This window comes from Massilia sp. P1_C10 (assembly GCF_056406475.1).
The window spans coordinates 420,426-435,175 of sequence record NZ_JBFUAC010000005.1; the positions used below are offsets into that span (position 1 = coordinate 420,426).

Annotated in this window: 14 protein-coding genes; 4 read left to right on the forward strand and 10 right to left on the reverse strand. The window is 65.1% G+C overall.

Annotated elements, in window-relative coordinates; all coding sequences use genetic code 11:
* Window positions 1-19: 19 nt before the first annotated feature.
* From AC1D02_RS14040 to alr, 3 genes are all read right to left on the reverse strand, one after another.
* Window positions 20-346 (reverse strand): PilZ domain-containing protein, encoded by a 327-nt coding sequence (locus AC1D02_RS14040; protein WP_477317829.1) that lies wholly within the window; start codon window positions 344-346, stop codon window positions 20-22.
* A gap of 61 nt (window positions 347-407) precedes the next feature.
* Window positions 408-1,784: a DNA repair protein RadA gene (gene radA, locus AC1D02_RS14045; protein WP_477317831.1), complete on the reverse strand. Its 1,377-nt coding sequence runs from the start codon at window positions 1,782-1,784 to the stop codon at window positions 408-410.
* A gap of 63 nt (window positions 1,785-1,847) precedes the next feature.
* Window positions 1,848-2,954, reverse strand: a complete 1,107-nt coding sequence (gene alr, locus AC1D02_RS14050) for an alanine racemase (protein ID WP_477317833.1) — start codon at window positions 2,952-2,954, stop codon at window positions 1,848-1,850.
* A gap of 128 nt (window positions 2,955-3,082) precedes the next feature.
* Between alr and lplT the strand changes: the two genes are divergently transcribed.
* A complete protein-coding gene (lplT, locus tag AC1D02_RS14055) occupies window positions 3,083-4,345 on the forward strand; it encodes a lysophospholipid transporter LplT (RefSeq protein ID WP_477317835.1) in 1,263 nt (420 codons plus the stop codon).
* Here the strand turns inward: lplT and AC1D02_RS14060 are convergent.
* From AC1D02_RS14060 to tsaB, 4 genes are read right to left on the reverse strand one after another with little or no spacing between them, the layout of a single operon-like run.
* On the reverse strand, window positions 4,342-5,286 hold the full coding sequence (locus tag AC1D02_RS14060) for a DUF1853 family protein (protein ID WP_477317837.1): 945 nt from the start codon (window positions 5,284-5,286) through the stop codon (window positions 4,342-4,344). The two genes, lplT and AC1D02_RS14060, sit on opposite strands and share 4 nt — an antisense overlap.
* Complete coding sequence (locus AC1D02_RS14065; RefSeq protein ID WP_477317839.1) at window positions 5,270-6,100, reverse strand: uracil-DNA glycosylase; 831 nt, start codon at window positions 6,098-6,100, stop codon at window positions 5,270-5,272. Before AC1D02_RS14065 ends, AC1D02_RS14060 begins: the two co-directional genes overlap by 17 nt.
* Window positions 6,097-6,552, reverse strand: a complete 456-nt coding sequence (rimI, locus tag AC1D02_RS14070; protein WP_477317841.1) for a ribosomal protein S18-alanine N-acetyltransferase — start codon at window positions 6,550-6,552, stop codon at window positions 6,097-6,099. Before rimI ends, AC1D02_RS14065 begins: the two co-directional genes overlap by 4 nt.
* Complete coding sequence (gene tsaB, locus AC1D02_RS14075) at window positions 6,549-7,235, reverse strand: tRNA (adenosine(37)-N6)-threonylcarbamoyltransferase complex dimerization subunit type 1 TsaB (protein ID WP_477317843.1); 687 nt, start codon at window positions 7,233-7,235, stop codon at window positions 6,549-6,551. Before tsaB ends, rimI begins: the two co-directional genes overlap by 4 nt.
* Window positions 7,236-7,314: 79 nt before the next feature.
* Here tsaB and AC1D02_RS14080 point away from each other — a divergent pair, with 79 nt between their 5' ends.
* Complete coding sequence (locus AC1D02_RS14080) at window positions 7,315-7,743, forward strand: thioredoxin family protein (RefSeq protein ID WP_477317904.1); 429 nt, start codon at window positions 7,315-7,317, stop codon at window positions 7,741-7,743.
* 59 nt (window positions 7,744-7,802) lie between these two features.
* Here the strand turns inward: AC1D02_RS14080 and AC1D02_RS14085 are convergent, their stop codons facing one another.
* Window positions 7,803-10,931 (reverse strand): bifunctional diguanylate cyclase/phosphodiesterase, encoded by a 3,129-nt coding sequence (locus AC1D02_RS14085; RefSeq protein WP_477317845.1) that lies wholly within the window; start codon window positions 10,929-10,931, stop codon window positions 7,803-7,805.
* A gap of 229 nt (window positions 10,932-11,160) precedes the next feature.
* On the opposite strand from AC1D02_RS14085, the gene AC1D02_RS14090 reads away from it, so the two are divergent.
* Window positions 11,161-11,667 carry a DUF1993 domain-containing protein gene (locus tag AC1D02_RS14090; protein WP_477317847.1) on the forward strand — a complete coding sequence of 169 codons (507 nt, stop codon included), beginning with the start codon at window positions 11,161-11,163 and terminating at the stop codon, window positions 11,665-11,667.
* An 87-nt stretch (window positions 11,668-11,754) separates the two neighbouring features.
* On the opposite strand, the gene AC1D02_RS14095 is transcribed toward AC1D02_RS14090, so the two are convergent.
* Entirely contained in the window at window positions 11,755-11,967 is a 213-nt protein-coding gene (locus tag AC1D02_RS14095) for a DUF1289 domain-containing protein (RefSeq protein ID WP_477317849.1), read from the reverse strand.
* Window positions 11,954-12,523: a DUF1415 domain-containing protein gene (locus AC1D02_RS14100; RefSeq protein WP_477317851.1), complete on the reverse strand. Its 570-nt coding sequence runs from the start codon at window positions 12,521-12,523 to the stop codon at window positions 11,954-11,956. Before AC1D02_RS14100 ends, AC1D02_RS14095 begins: the two co-directional genes overlap by 14 nt.
* A 476-nt stretch (window positions 12,524-12,999) precedes the next feature.
* On the opposite strand from AC1D02_RS14100, the gene AC1D02_RS14105 reads away from it, so the two are divergent.
* A complete protein-coding gene (locus tag AC1D02_RS14105) occupies window positions 13,000-14,382 on the forward strand; it encodes a transglycosylase SLT domain-containing protein (protein ID WP_477317853.1) in 1,383 nt (460 codons plus the stop codon).
* The last annotated feature ends 368 nt before the right edge of the window (window positions 14,383-14,750 follow it).

The following is a 14,750-nucleotide window of genomic DNA, read 5'->3' on the forward strand; positions in this document are numbered from 1 at the left end:
CGACGCGAGTTGAGGAGACCTACCTCAGGAATTTAGCCAGCAAAGTCATCGCCGACAGCTCCAGGTTCAGGAACTGGAATCCCACCTTGTACTCGCCGTTGCTGAACACGCAGTGCATCACCTTCGAGCGCGTCTTCACCGGCTTCATCTGCCCATCCAGGAACAGGTCGAACGACAGCTCGCACTCGAGCCCCTGCGGTATCTGGCGATCGACGCTGAGCGAGATGCCATTGCCGCCCACGTCGATCGTGCGCGCGGTGATCGGCGCCATGCCGGTGAATACGGCCACGGCGCGCGTTTTCAGCGGCCGGCGCGCAGAAGTTCTTTGCTCATTAAACACGGACATCTGACATGGTTGTTCCTCGAACCCGCATTATAGAGAAAAAATTGTTGCCGTGCGGCACGAATCAATCCAGCTCGCGCAGCTTATTGAACGCTTCGTCGATGCGCTCGACGGCGACGATCGTCATGCCCTCGATTTTCTGCTTCGGCACGTTCGACTTGGGGATCATCGCAATCGAGAAGCCCAGCTTGGCCGCTTCGCGCAGGCGCTCCTGGCCGCGCGGCGCCGGGCGGATCTCGCCGGCCAGGCCGACTTCGCCGAACACCACCAGCCCGCGCGGCAGCGGCTTGCTGCGCATCGACGAGTTGATCGCCAGCAGTACGGCCAGGTCGGCCGCCGGCTCGGTAATCTTGACCCCGCCGACCGCGTTGATGAACACGTCCTGGTCGAACGCGGCGATGCCGGCATGTCGGTGCAGCACCGCCAGCAGCATCGCCAGGCGGTTCTGCTCCAGGCCGACCGACAGCCGGCGCGCGTTGGGCAGGTGGCTGGTGTCGACCAGCGCCTGGATTTCGACCAGCAACGGGCGCGTGCCCTCCTGCGTCACCATCACGCAGGAACCGGGTACCGCGCTGTCGTGGCTGGACAAGAACAGCGCCGACGGATTCGACACGCCCTTCAGGCCCTTCTCGGTCATCGCGAACACGCCCAGCTCGTTGACGGCGCCGAAGCGGTTCTTGATCGCGCGGACCAGCCGGAAGCTCGATTGGGTATCGCCCTCGAAGTACAGCACCGTGTCGACGATGTGTTCGAGCACGCGCGGGCCGGCCAGCGCGCCCTCCTTCGTCACGTGGCCGACCAGGATGATGGTGATGCCGGTCTGCTTGGCGACGCGGGTCAGCTGCGCGGCGCACTCGCGCACCTGCGCCACCGAACCGGGCGCGGAGCTGAGCGCGTCCGAGTACATGGTCTGGATCGAGTCGATCACGCAGACTTCCGGCTTCAGGTCCGCGAGCGTGCCGAGGATCTTTTCGAGCTGGATCTCGGCCTGCAGTTTCAGCTCGGTCGCTTCGACCGCCAGGCGGCGCGCGCGCAGCGCGATCTGCGCGCCGGATTCTTCGCCGCTGACATACAAGGTGCTCTTGGCGCGCGACATGTTGGCCAGCGCCTGCAGCAGCAGTGTCGATTTGCCGATGCCGGGATCGCCGCCGATCAGCACCACGCCGCCGGCGACCAGGCCGCCGCCCAGCACGCGGTCGAATTCCTCGATGCCGGTGCCGAAGCGCGGCACGTCAACCGCCTCGATGTCGGCCAGCGACAATACCGGCGCGGTCTGCGCCAGGCTGCGGTGGACCGGGTTCGACAGGCGGTTGACGCCGGGCGCTTCGACCACGGTTTCGACCAGCGTGTTCCACTGGTGGCAGGCGGTGCATTGACCGGTCCACTTGGAGCTGATGCCTCCGCAGTCGCTGCAGGTGTAATTTGTTTTTGGTTTTGCCATGGGGTGCTTTAAAAGGTATCATGCAACGGCGGGGTCAGGTCCGGCGGACCTGACCCCATTTTCCTACGCCGGTTGGCCGAGCGCGCCTTCGAGCACCCGCACCCGCGGCGCCAGGGCGCACATCAGCTCATAGCCGATCGTGCCGGCCGACGCGGCCACGTCGTCGATCGGCAGCCCGTCGCCCCACAGCACCACCTTGCTGCCGACCCGCGCATTCGGGATCGGCGTCAGGTCGACCGTCATCATATCCATCGACACCCGCCCGACCAGGGTCGTACGCACGCCGTCCACCAGCACCGGCGTGCCGTGCGGCGCCGAGCGCGGATAACCGTCGGCGTAGCCGCAGGCGACCACGCCCACTGTCATCGGTCCGCTGGCCTGGAAGCTGCTGCCGTAGCCGACCGTGTCGCCCGCCTCCAGGTGCTGGATGCCGATGATCGCCGACGCCAGCGTCATCGTCGGTCGCAGCTTGTATTCGGCCGCGGTCTTGCCGCCCGGCGTGCCGCCGTACAGCATGATGCCCGGACGGACCCAGTCGTTCGACAGTTCGCTGGCCAGCGCCGCCTGCTGCAGCACCCCGCCCGAATTGGACAGGCTGCGCTCGCCGGCCAGGCCCTGCGCGCCCTGCTGGAAGCGCCGCACCTGCTCGTGCACCGTCAGGCGCGGATGCTCCAGTTCGTCGGCATTGGCGAAATGGGTCATCAGGGTGATGTTGCGGATGCCGGGAATCGCGCGCAGCCGCGCGTAGGCGGCGGCGTATTCGTCCGGCCTGAAACCGAGCCGGTTCATCCCGGTGTTCATCTTCAGGTGCACGTCGATCGGGTTGAACAGCTTGGTGTACTCGAGCATCTTGACCTGCTCGATGCAGTGCACCGCGCTGTTGAAGTTGTGCTCGCCCAGCAGCGCGACGTCGGCGGCCTCGAAAATACCCTCCAGCAGCAGGATCGGCCGGGTCCAGCCCAGTTCGCGCAGGCGCACCGCGTTCTCGGTCTCGATCAGCGCCAGGCCGTCGGCATCGGCGAAGCCGCGCATGCCGCGTTCGAGGCCGTGGCCATAGGCGTTGGCCTTGACCACGCTCCAGATGTTGGAGCCCGGCGCGCAGGCGCGGGCGCGCGCCAGGTTGTGGCGCATGGAGTCGAGATGGATGGTTGCGCTGAGCGGCCTTGGCATGGGAGAAATATTGAGTTTCGTGAAGACCGTATTTTACCGGAGCCGGCCTCACCTGCACCGCTGATTTCTTTGGGTTCACGACCGTTCATGGTATAAAGCAACCCAGACCAGACTATTGATATTTACGAATGAATCGTGGTTTCTACACCATCATGGCAGCGCAGTTTTTTTCGTCGCTGGCCGATAACGCCCTCTTCTTCGTGGCGATCGACCTGCTGACCGCCATGAAAGCGCCGGCGTCGCTCACGCCCCTGTTGAAACTGTCGTTCGTTTTGTTCTATGTGTTGCTGGCCGCCTTCGTCGGCGCCTTTGCCGATGCGCTGCCGAAGGGCCGCGTGATGTTCATCGCGAACATGATCAAGGTGTTCGGCTGCTCGCTCATTTTCTTCGACGTCCATCCGCTGCTGGCCTACTCCGTGGTCGGCTTCGGCGCGGCGGTGTATTCGCCGGCCAAGTACGGCATCCTGACCGAACTGCTGCCGCCCGAAAAGCTGGTCGCGGCGAACGGCTGGATCGAAGGGCTGACCGTGACGTCGATCATCCTCGGCACCGTGATGGGCGGCACCCTGGTCGCCCAGCGCACCTCGAGCTATCTGCTCGGCTTCGACGTTCCCTTCATCGACACCGGCATCAATACGCCGACCGAAGCGGCGCTGTGCGTGGTGATGGGGATGTACCTGATTGCCACCCTGTGCAACTGGCGCATTCCCGACACCGGCGCCCGCTACGAGCAGGCCGAGCGCAACCCGATCAAGATGGTCGCCGACTTCGCCAACTGCTCGGCCACGCTGTGGAAGGACAAGCTGGGCCAGATTTCGCTGGCCGTGACGACGCTGTTCTGGGGCGCCGGCGCGACCTTGCAGCTGATCGTGCTGAAGTGGGCCGAGAAGTCGCTGCACATGCCGTACGAGAAGGCCACCAGCCTGGTCGGCGTCGTCGCGGTCGGCATCGCGCTGGGCGCGGCCGCGTCGGCGCGCCTGATCCCGCTGAAAAAATCGCTGACCGTGATCCCGCTCGGCATCGCGATGGGCGTCATCGTGATGGGCATGACGCTGGTGCATTCGGTGGCGCTGGCCTACCCGCTGCTGATCCTGATCGGCATCCTGTCGGGCTTTTTCGTGGTGCCGATGAACGCGCTGCTGCAGCACCGCGGCCACGTCCTGATGAGCGCGGGCCACTCGATTGCGGTGCAGAACTTCAACGAGAACCTGTCGATCCTGACCATGCTGGCGGTGTACGCGATCATGATCTCGATGAACCTCGACCTGAACGTGATCATCGTGCTGTTCGGCTTCTCGGTGGCCGGCACCATGTGGCTGATCAAGCGCAGGCACGCGGCCAACCAGCTCGAACACGATTCGCTCGCCCTGATCGGCGAGCACAAACACTAGGCTTCGCCGGCCTGGCGCCGCGCCGCGCGTGCGCGCCAGTCGTCCGGAACGATGAAGCCGCGCGCGGTTTCCACCAGCACGCCCTGCTCCTCCTTCACCGCCGCCACCAGCACCGGCGCGCGCGTCGATTCGAACTGCGTTGCCACTGCATCGCGCATCTGCTCCAGCGTCATCGCCTCGGCTGTGCCGCGGTAAGGCGCCAGCCATTCCAGCCGCGGCAGCACCACCCAGCCGTCGGCCGGCAACGCGCCGGCGTCGGCCAGCGCGCACCAGAAGCCGCGGCAATGGGCCGAGCCGATGCCGGCCATCGGGTCGCCGCCGGCGGCCGGATAGAACAGCCAGCCCTTCACCAGCGCTTGCGCGCGCAGCACCGGGCGCGGCAGCAGCGCCTGTGCCGCCGGATGATCGGCCAGCGCCAGCTGCTTGTCGACGATCTTGCGCATCTTGGCGCCCAGGCTGTCGGCCAGGTTGGGGCCGACGAAGGTATCGAAGCGCGAAGCTGCGCTGCCCTCTAATAAGTAGAATTTGGTGGCGAACTCGATGTGCTCGACGCCTTCGGGGCCGGCGTCGAGCAGGAAGTCGAACTCGCCGACGGTGTCGTTACGCGCGGCGCGCACCTGCAGGCCGTGCGCGACCAGGCGGCCGTGCTGCTGGTAATAGAAGGCCATCAGCTTTTCGGCGTACAGGCCAAGGCGGGTGTAATTGCGCTCGCCCAGGGCTGCGTCCAGTTCGGAAGGATCGGCGTCGAGCCGCGCCAGCCATGCGGCGACTTGCGGCGTCACCGGCTGCGGCGCGCAGACCTTTCCTTCCCAGTGAGGATCGTCGGGATCGAGCAGGCCGGGCGAATCGAGCAGCCAGGCGAGCGCGCGCACGTGCGGGCGCGCGAGGTGCCCCCAGCGCCGCGCGAACAGCGCTTGGCAGGTGTCAGCCGGGACGGCCATGGCTGGATTTGGCCAGGCACAGGTCGGCCCAGGCCAGCGCCTTGTCGGCGCCGCGGCGCAGCAGCTCGCCCGGGTGCAGGGTCGCGACCAGCGGCACGCCATTGAGGTCGTGCACGGCGCCGCGCGAACCGGCCAGCGGCTCCTGCAGCGGCTTTCCGAGCAGGCCGTTGGCGGCGATCTGGCCCAGCGTCAGCACGGTCCCGGCGCCGCACAGCGCCAGCTCGCGCTCGAGGAAGGGACGGCAGGCCGCCACTTCATCGGCATTGGGGGCGCGGTCGGCGCCGGTGGCAGTCGTCGGGCGGCACTTGATCAGGTTCGTCACGTAGACATTCTCGTCGCGCGAGAGCTGCACCGCGGCCAGCATGTTCGTCAACAACGTGCCGGGATCGCCGGCCAGCGGCTGGCGTTCCTGTTCGTCGGCCGCGGCGGTGGCGCCGGCGGCGACCATCCACACCGCCGCGCGCGCGCCGTTGCCCAGCACCGGCTTGCGTTCGCCCTTGCAGCCACAGCGAGTGCAATTGCCGATGGCGGCGTTCAGCTCGCGCCAGTCCATGCGCGCGATTTCCTCTTCGGTCGCCGGTGGCGGCGGCGCAGTGTCGCCCCATGCGGGGTCGATCTTGCTGCCGGGCGCGGGGGCAGGCGACGGCATTGCCTGGTACGGCGCCGGCGCCGGCCCGGGCGGGATTGCGGCGGGCGCCTCGATGACCGGCGCGAGCGCTTCGGGTTCGGCGGGCTGCGGGGCCGCGCGCACCTGCCACAGGGGGCCGATGCCCATTTCGGCCAGGAAGGCGGTGTCGCGGTCGGAAATGCTCATAAGGTGAACCTCATCACGATGGCGTCCTCGCGTTGGCCGTTGTGGGCCGGGTAGTATGCCTTGCGGCGGCCGATTTCGGCAAAACCATAGCGCTGGTAGACCTTCAGCGCGCGCTCATTGGACGGACGCACTTCCAGCAGCACCGACTCGGCGCCCAAGCCGCGCGCGCAGGCGACGACCTTGTCGAGCAGGTAGCGGCCCATGCCCTGGCCCTGGCGCTCTGCCGCCACCGACACGTTGAGCAGGTGGGCTTCGTCGACGGCCGCCATCAGCAGGAAGTAGCCGGCCAGCCGGCCTTCGTCGCGCAAGGTCCAGGCGCTGTAGCCCGAAGCCAGCGAATCGACGAAATTCCCGCGCGACCAGGGATGCGGATAGACCTGCTGCTCGACGGCGAAGACCTCGTCGAGGTCCGCCATTTGCATCGGCGCGTAATCGAGCCCATCGAACGTCATGCGGCGGCCTTGGCGGCGTTGATGGCCTGGCGCTCGGCGCTGGTGAAGGCGATCTTGTTGCGCAGGTAGAGCGGCTGCGCGTCGGCCGGCGCCACGGTGCGGCCGGCGGCGAATTCCACCGCCGCTAGCTGCGCGACGGCGGCGGCGTGCGGCATCAGGTCGATCAGCGCTTCAACCGAGAACGCATCGGGATAAGCCGAAAAGCCGTTCCCGCAGGCGGTCGCCGGCGACACAGGCGCTACGTCGTTCGGCGCGCACAGCGCGGGCGGCGCGACTACCTGCCAGCCATCCGCGTAGCGGTACTGGGCCCAGTAGACTTCGCCCATGCGCGCGTCGAGCACGGCCAGTACGTCGTCGGCGCCGGTGCGCTCGCGGCACGACTGCGCCATCGCTTCGAGGGTGACGACCGGGATCACGGGCAGCCCGGCGCCGAACGCCAGGCCCTGGGCGATGCCGCAGGCGGTGCGCACGCCGGTGAAGGAGCCGGGGCCGGAGCCGAAGGCGATGGCGTCGCAGTCGCGCAGCTCGATGCCGGCTTCGGCCAGCAGTTCCTGCACCATCGGCAGGATCGATTGGGAATGGGTGCGCACGCCGGACGAGGAGCGCGACAGCAGCTGGTCGCCGTTCAGCAGCGCGCAGGACGCCAGTTCGGACGAGGTTTCAATGGCGAGAATGATAGACATCCCCGTATTTTACCTTGCGCCGCGGGGTCTGGTCCTGCGGACCTGACCCCATTCTGCATGGCGAGGTAAAATGCCGCTCATGCATAGCATCACCCTCACTGAAGACAACCGCGACGCCGTCGCCGAGGCGCTTGCGGGCGACCGCTGGACCGTGGCCTGCCTGTGCGCCGGCTGGTGCGGCACCTGCACTTCGTACCGCGACGCGTTCGAGCAGCTGGCCGCGCGACATCCGGAACAGCAGTTCGTTTGGATCGATATCGAGGACCAGGCCGACGTGGTCGGCGAACTCGATGTCGAGAACTTCCCTACCCTGCTGATTCAGCGCGGCGATACCGTCACGTTCTTTGGCACGATGCTGCCCGACCCAAAGCTCGCCGAGCGCCTGCTGACGGCGCAACTGGCGCACAGCGAAGATGAATTGAAGCGGCTGGCGGGCAGCACGGAGGAGCGCCGCACCTGGCAGCGCGAGTGCAATCTGGTCGAGCTATTGAAAGCGGCCGGAGCGTAGCCTGCGACAAATCCGGGGACCAGGCGTCCCCGTCGCTCCACCGGACCTGACCCCATTTTTCATACGACCGCGGCTTCGCGCCAGCGTTCGAACACCACTTGCGCCAGCTCCGGACGGCTGTACATGTAGCCCTGCGCCTGGTTGCAGCCATGGCGCAGCAGGAACGTCGCCTGCGCTTCCGTTTCCACGCCCTCTGCGATCACCGACAGGTGCAGGCTCTTGCCAAGCTGGATGATCGCGATCGCGATCGCTTCGTCGTTGGCGTCGGTCGAGATGTCCTTGATGAAGCTGCGGTCGATCTTCAGCGTCTGCACCGGCATCTGTTTCAGGTAGGCCAGCGACGAATAGCCGGTGCCGAAATCGTCGATCGCCAGCCCCACACCAATCGCGTGCAGGTCGTTGATGTACACCAGCGCGTCCCCCGTATTCATGATCACGGACTCGGTCACTTCCAGCTGCAGCCGGTGCGGTTCGAGGCCGGTCTCTTTCAGGATGTCGGCCACCATGCCGACGATGCTGCCGCGCTCGAACTGCTTGACCGACAGGTTGACCGCGATTTTCGGCACGTGCAGCCCGGTCTCCTGCCAGCGAATCATCTGGCGGCACGCTTCGTACAGCACCCACTTGCCGAGCGGGTTGATGAACCCCGTGTCCTCGGCCAGCGGGATGAAGCGCGCCGGCGGCACCAGCCCTAGCTCCGGATTCTCCCAGCGGACCAGCGCTTCGACGCCGATCAGGCGGCCGGTGTCGATTTCGACTTGCGGCTGGTAGTTCAGGAAGATCTCGCTCTTCTCGATCGAGCGGCGCAGCATGGTTTCGAGGCGCAGGCGCTCGACGCCCTCGCCGGTCATCGACGGCGCGTAGAACTGGTAGCCGTTGCGACCGCGCGCCTTGGCCTGGTACATCGCCACGTCGGCATTCCGGATCAGCATATTCAGGTCGGTGGCGTCGTTCGGATACACGCTGATGCCGACGCTGCCGGTGACGAACAGCTCGTAGTCGGACACCATGAACGGCTGCTCGAACATCGCCACCAGCTTCTCGGCGACATGGCCGGCGCTCGCCTGGCCGTCGACGTTCTCGAGCAGCACGATGAATTCGTCGCCGCCCAGGCGCGCCAGCGTGTCGCCTTCGCGCAGCTGCGCCGTCAGCGCCGCGGCCACTTGCTGCAGCAACTCGTCGCCGACGTGGTGGCCGAGCGTGTCGTTGACGTTCTTGAAGCGGTCCAGGTCGATGAACAGGATCGCCAGCTGCTCGTCGTCGCGGCCGGCGCGCAGCAAGGCGTGCTGCAGGCGGTCGTGGAACAGCAGGCGGTTCGGCAGCGCGGTCAGCGGATCGTGGTGGGCAAGGTGATCGAGCTTGTCCTGCGATTCCTTCACCTTGGTGATGTCGCTGAACACCGCCACGTAATGGGTGGTGACGCCCTGGTTGTCGCGCACCGCGGACACGGTGAGCCACTCCAGGTATTCTTCGCCGTTCTTGCGCATGTTCCAGATTTCGCCGCGCCAGAAGCCGTGTTCGACCAGCTCTTCCCACAGGCGCTGGTAGAACGAGCCGTCCTGGCGCCCGGAGCGCGTAATGCGCGAATCGCGGCCGATCGCTTCCATTTCGGTGTAGCCGGTGATCTGGGTGAAGGCCGGATTGATGGCGACGATCAGGCCGTCGCCGTCGATCACCATCACGCCGTCGGCGATGTGTTCGAGCACGGTGGCCGACAGGCGCAGCTTTTCCTCGGCCAGCTTGCGCTCGGTGACGTCGGCGAACACCCAGATGCTGCCTTCGTTGGCGCGCAGCGGGTCGAGCGCGTAGCCGCTTACAAGGCACCAGAACACGCTGCCGTCGCGGCGCCTGTATTGACGCTCCTCGGTGACGTATTTGCCGGCGGCGAGCAGCGCGTACTGCGCCTGGCCCGCTTCGACGAAAGCGTCCTCGGACGGGAACACCATCGCGGTCGAGCCGCCGGTCAGCTGGCCGTTGGTGTAGCCGAACAGCTCCTCGCAGCGGCGGTTGGCCGACACCACGCGGCGGTGGCGCACGAACATCACGCCGAACATCACGTTGTCGAGGATGGCGCTCTGCTCGGCCAGCAGGCCTTCGATGCGCATCTCGTTGTGTTTGCGTTCGCTGATGTCGGACAGGATGCCGTCGACCCACAGCGCGCCGCCGTCCTCGGACAGCTGCGGCTGGCCGTTCTCCGAGACCCAGCGTTCGGTGCCGAAGGCGTCGACGATGCGGTATTCGATTTCGTACGGCCGGCCCGAGGCGATCGCTTCGCTGACCTGGCGCCGGTGCATGCGGCGGTCTTCGGGGAAGATCAGGTCGGACCAGGAGTCGGTCGAAGAGCGCATCAGCTGGGCCGCCGGGAAGCCGCAGATGTCCTCGATGGCGTCGCTGACGAATTCGATCGCGCCGCCCGGACGCACGCGGAACACCGCGCCCGGCACCTGCGTGACAATGGTGCGGAAGCGTTCCTCGCGCTGGCCGATGTCTTCGAACAGGTGGCGGATCGCGACCCGCATCTGCTCCATCTGGCTGCCCAGGCGCCCCAGCTCGTCGCGCCCGCGCAGGCCGACGGGCGTTTCGAAGTCGCCGTGCGACAGGCGGTCGGAGAAATTCATCAGCGTGCGCAGCGGCGACAGCAGGCGCTTGTTCAGGAACAGCACGATCAGGATCAGCGAAATGGCCAGCTGGCTGGCCAGCACGAAGGCGTAGTTGGACTGCTTGCCGCGCAGCTCCTGCTGGCTGCGCGCGTCGTCCATCTCGACCAGCACCCGGCCGATGCGCTCGCCGCGCACCACGATGTCGCGCTCGGCGCGGTAGATCTTGCCCGCCTGCGGCTCGGCCGCGCGGATGTTCATGAATTCGGTATCGGACTGGCCGGTGACCAGGATGTGCAGCACGGCCGGGTCGCGCATGACCGACTGGCCGAGCGAGCGGGCCGATTCGGCGTTCATGTTCCACAGCGATTCCTGCATGCCGAGCGCGAGGATGTCGGCGTTGCGCTGCAGCGCGTCGTTGAGCGCGGTGCGCGCCGACTGCTGCTCCTGCACCCCGATCAACAGGTAGCTGCCGACGGTGGCGGGCAGCACCAGGCCGCCGATGACCACCAGCAGCAACGCCCCGTAGATCGACAGCCCGTACAGATTGCCCAGTTTGGCGCGCAACGCGCGCAAGGCGCCCTTACCCATTCAATTGCAATTCATATATGTAAACACCATCCGGGCCGCGGCCCGGGCCTTCTTCAGGAAAGGGAATCGTTGCAGAAAATTGCCCAAGTGTAATTATCACGGAAATTCGCGGCGCCGTCACGAAATAGCGCGGGGGACGGGCGAATAGGAGACAGCGGCGGCGGAGCGGCGCCGAGCAGGAATCGGCCGGGCTTGTTATGATCGCAGCACTTTCAACAAGGGGACCATTATGACGTTTTCCATGTATTCGGCTTCGGCGCCGGTATTCAAGCAAATCCTGACCAGCCTGTCGGCGATCATCGACAAGGCCGAGGCGCACGCGACCGAGAAGAAGATCGAGCCGGCGGCGCTGCTACAGGCGCGCCTGTTCCCGGACATGTTCCCGTTCATCCGCCAGGTACAGATCGCGGCCGATTTCGCGAAGGGCGCTGCGGCGCGGCTGGGCGGCGTCGAGGTGCCGAAGTATGACGACACCGAGCAGAGCTTCGGCGAGCTGAAGGCGCGCATCGCCAAGACGCTGGCGTTCATCGACAGCGTGCCTCAGGACGGCATCGAAGCGAGCGAAGGGCGCGACATCACCACCGGTTCGGGCGAGAAGGCCAAGCAGTGGAAGGGTCAGACCTACCTGATTCACTACGCGCTGCCGCACTTTTACTTCCATGCGACCACCGCCTACGACATCCTGCGCCACAATGGCGTCGAGATCGGCAAGAAGGACTTCATCGGCAGCTTCTAAGCCGCGGACGTAAAAACGGGGACTCGGCGTCCCCGTCGCTCCGCCGGACCTGCCCCCTGATTTTCATACGGCGCAGGTGAAAATCGTTCAGGTGTTGCGCTTCGGGTAGCCCTGCGCCAAAATCCGCTGCCACACCAGCTCCTTCTGCAACTCGCTCATCGACACCCAGTGCGCCACCTCGGCCACCGTCCGCCCGCATCCCCGGCACACGTCGTCGAACGTGGTCGAGCACACGGCCACGCACGGCGTGTCCGGCCGCTCCTGCACCTCGTCGCCCACCGGCGCCTTATTTGGCAGCACCGACATCGAGAGCATCCCAGCCGTCGTAACCCAGCTTTTCCATCGTTTCCATGTTCTTTTCGAAAATCTGCTCCGCTTCGGGGAAGGCCTCGACCGCGCGGTCGATGCTTTCCTCGCGCAGCAGCTGCAAAATCGGATACGGCGCCCGGTTGGTGTAATTGGTGATGTCGTTGACGTCGGTGTCGGCAAACTGGTACTGCGGATGGAAACTGGCGATCTGCAGCTCGCCGTCCAGCTGCATGTCTTCGACCGCGGCATCGGCCACATCGAGAAACTCGTTGAAGTCGAGGAAGTCGTCCAGCACGAACGGATGGATCAGCAAGGTGGTGTCGACTTTTTCCGGATCGGTATCGGACAGCAACTGCAGCTCGTTCATCAGCTGCTCGAGCAAGGCTTCCGGCGTCGTCGCACTTGACACCACGTAACGCACCTGCTTCTTGACGTGCACGGCTTTGGCGAATGGGCACAGGTTCAGCCCGATGACGGCCTTCTCCAGCCAGTTTTCGGTGGCGGCGATGATCTGTTCGTCGTCGGCGCTCAGGTTGGCGGTACTCATGGCGATGCTTTCACTAATATATAGGCGCGGGGCGCGACACCAAATTGTACGGCACCGGCGCCTTGCCAGCCTAATTTGCCTCGTTTTTCATGCCCGAGGGGCAATGTTTTTCGTCAAAGAAATTGTCCAGTCGGAAAAGCAAGAGAATGGACGATTTGGTATTAACCTGTTTTCCACCCTGCAATGCTTAAGCGAAGGCATACCCGCCCAAATCCGGCGTCGCCGCAGGGCTGAGTTCGCTTAGATACTCCCACCAGTATGCCTCCTGCCTCACAATCCTGCATGGCGAGAAAACGCGGTATTTATCGCATACCCCGCGCAAATTCTGTTTTCAAAATTGAACTTTTTTGGTCCGAATGTTGTCAATAAATTTGGTAACCGAACGGTTATAACGCTTGACTCAGCCAATAAGTGGTACGTACACTCCAAACTCATTCATCGTCAGTCCAGCGCACCGGACGCCACAATGGAAGCCCATGCAAAAAATGACCCGCAACACCGCATCGCTGGCAGCACTGGTATTCATGCTCGCCCCTGCCCTCAGCCACGCGAACGATGTCGCCGCGACTGCCCAGTCGCAGGCATTTAGCACTGCGGCGGCGCGCAACGCGCCGCTGGCCCTGGCCGCGCCTGCCATCAAGGCCGAAGACTACAAGGAAGCCGACCTGTGGGCGCGCATCCGTGCCGGCTACGCCATTCCCGACGTCGACAACGCGCTGGTCACCAAGCACGTCACCTGGTACAGCACCCGTCCCGACTACATCGCCCGCACCTCGGCGCGCGCCTCGCGCTACCTGTTCCACGTCGTCACCGAGCTGGAAAAGCGCGGCATGCCAACCGAGCTGGCGCTGCTGCCGATCATCGAGTCCGCCTTCAATCCGCAGGCCAATTCGAGCGCCAACGCCGCCGGCATGTGGCAGTTCGTGCCGGGCACGGGCAAAGATTTCAACCTGAAGCAGAACATGTTCAAGGACGAGCGCCGCGGCGTGCTGGCCTCGACCGACGCCGCCCTGTCCTACCTGCAAAAGCTGTACGGCATGTTCGGCGACTGGCAACTGGCGCTGGCTGCCTACAACTGGGGTGAAGGCAACGTCCAGAAAGCGATCGCCAAGAACCGTGCGCTGGGCAAGCCGACCGATTTCGAGAGCCTGGCCGACCTGATGCCGGCCGAGACGCGCAACTACGTGCCGAAGCTGCAGGCGGTGAAGAACATCATCGCCAATCCGGCCCAGTACGCCGTTGCCCTGCCGCCGATCAGCAACGAGGCCTACTTCACCGCGGTCGACAAGACCAGCGACATCGACCTGACGGTCGCGGCGCAATTGGCCGAGATGTCGATCGACGAGTTCAAGGCGCTGAATCCGCAGTTCAACCGTCCGGTGATCACCGGCGGCGAGCAGACCAAGATTTTGCTGCCGAAAGAGAACGCGGCCAAGTTCACCGCCAACCTGGCGAACTGGGGCCATGCGCTGTCGTCGTGGACGACGCACAAGATTTCGAGCGCCAAAGAAAGCATTGCCAGCCTGGCGTCGCGTTTCCGGACCACGCCTGAAGTGATCCGCCAGGCCAACAACATCCCTGCGCAGACGCACCTGAAGGCAGGATCGACCATCCTGGTGCCGCGCATCGCGACGGCGGCGCACAGCGACATCGCCGAGCAGATCGTCGACAACGCGGTGGTAGCGTTCGAAGCCGACAGCAGCGGCAAGCGCAGCCGCAATGGCCGGCAACTGAGCGGGCCGCAGAAGCTCAAGGTACGCGCCGCTGAAGCGGTAGCGGCCATCAAGAGCAAGGTCAGCGGCAAGAGCGGCAAGACGATGGTGGCCGACAAGCAGGCGCGCCGCAAGCACAACGGCTAAGCGGCCCGTGGCGAACCAGAGCGGACAGCATGCTGTCCGCTTTTTTATTGCCGCATCAACATTTGGGGTCAGACCCGCTTTTCCGCTCGCTAGATGCTCTCGGCGCCGTCGAACAAGGAACTTTGGGGAGCCGACCCCGATTATTAGCTCGCAAAATACGCGCCGCGCCATTGAAAAAGCGGGTCTGACCCCATCGGTTTACGAACATTTGGTGAACCTTTGGGGTCAGACCCGCTTTTCCGATCGTGAACCTTTGGGGTCAGACCCGCTTTTCCGATCGCAAAATGCTGTCGGCGCCGTCGAACAAGGAAAATTTGGGGCGAAGACCCGATTATTAGCTTGCGCAATGCGCGCCGCGCCATTGAAAA

Excerpts from the sequence above, each read along its gene's own strand:
- radA (WP_477317831.1), bottom strand. The coding sequence starts at position 1,784 with ATGGCAAAACCAAAAACAAATTACACCTGCAGCGACTGCGGAGGCATC.
- AC1D02_RS14080 (WP_477317904.1), top strand. The coding sequence starts at position 7,315 with ATGCATAGCATCACCCTCACTGAAGACAACCGCGACGCCGTCGCCGAG.
- AC1D02_RS14065 (WP_477317839.1), bottom strand. The coding sequence starts at position 6,100 with ATGAGCATTTCCGACCGCGACACCGCCTTCCTGGCCGAAATGGGCATC.
- AC1D02_RS14040 (WP_477317829.1), bottom strand. The coding sequence starts at position 346 with ATGTCCGTGTTTAATGAGCAAAGAACTTCTGCGCGCCGGCCGCTGAAA.
- AC1D02_RS14105 (WP_477317853.1), top strand. The coding sequence starts at position 13,000 with ATGCAAAAAATGACCCGCAACACCGCATCGCTGGCAGCACTGGTATTC.
- AC1D02_RS14060 (WP_477317837.1), bottom strand. The coding sequence starts at position 5,286 with ATGGCCGTCCCGGCTGACACCTGCCAAGCGCTGTTCGCGCGGCGCTGG.
- tsaB (WP_477317843.1), bottom strand. The coding sequence starts at position 7,235 with ATGTCTATCATTCTCGCCATTGAAACCTCGTCCGAACTGGCGTCCTGC.
- AC1D02_RS14100 (WP_477317851.1), bottom strand. The coding sequence starts at position 12,523 with ATGAGTACCGCCAACCTGAGCGCCGACGACGAACAGATCATCGCCGCC.
- rimI (WP_477317841.1), bottom strand. The coding sequence starts at position 6,552 with ATGACGTTCGATGGGCTCGATTACGCGCCGATGCAAATGGCGGACCTC.
- AC1D02_RS14090 (WP_477317847.1), top strand. The coding sequence starts at position 11,161 with ATGACGTTTTCCATGTATTCGGCTTCGGCGCCGGTATTCAAGCAAATC.
- AC1D02_RS14085 (WP_477317845.1), bottom strand. The coding sequence starts at position 10,931 with ATGGGTAAGGGCGCCTTGCGCGCGTTGCGCGCCAAACTGGGCAATCTG.
- alr (WP_477317833.1), bottom strand. The coding sequence starts at position 2,954 with ATGCCAAGGCCGCTCAGCGCAACCATCCATCTCGACTCCATGCGCCAC.
- lplT (WP_477317835.1), top strand. The coding sequence starts at position 3,083 with ATGAATCGTGGTTTCTACACCATCATGGCAGCGCAGTTTTTTTCGTCG.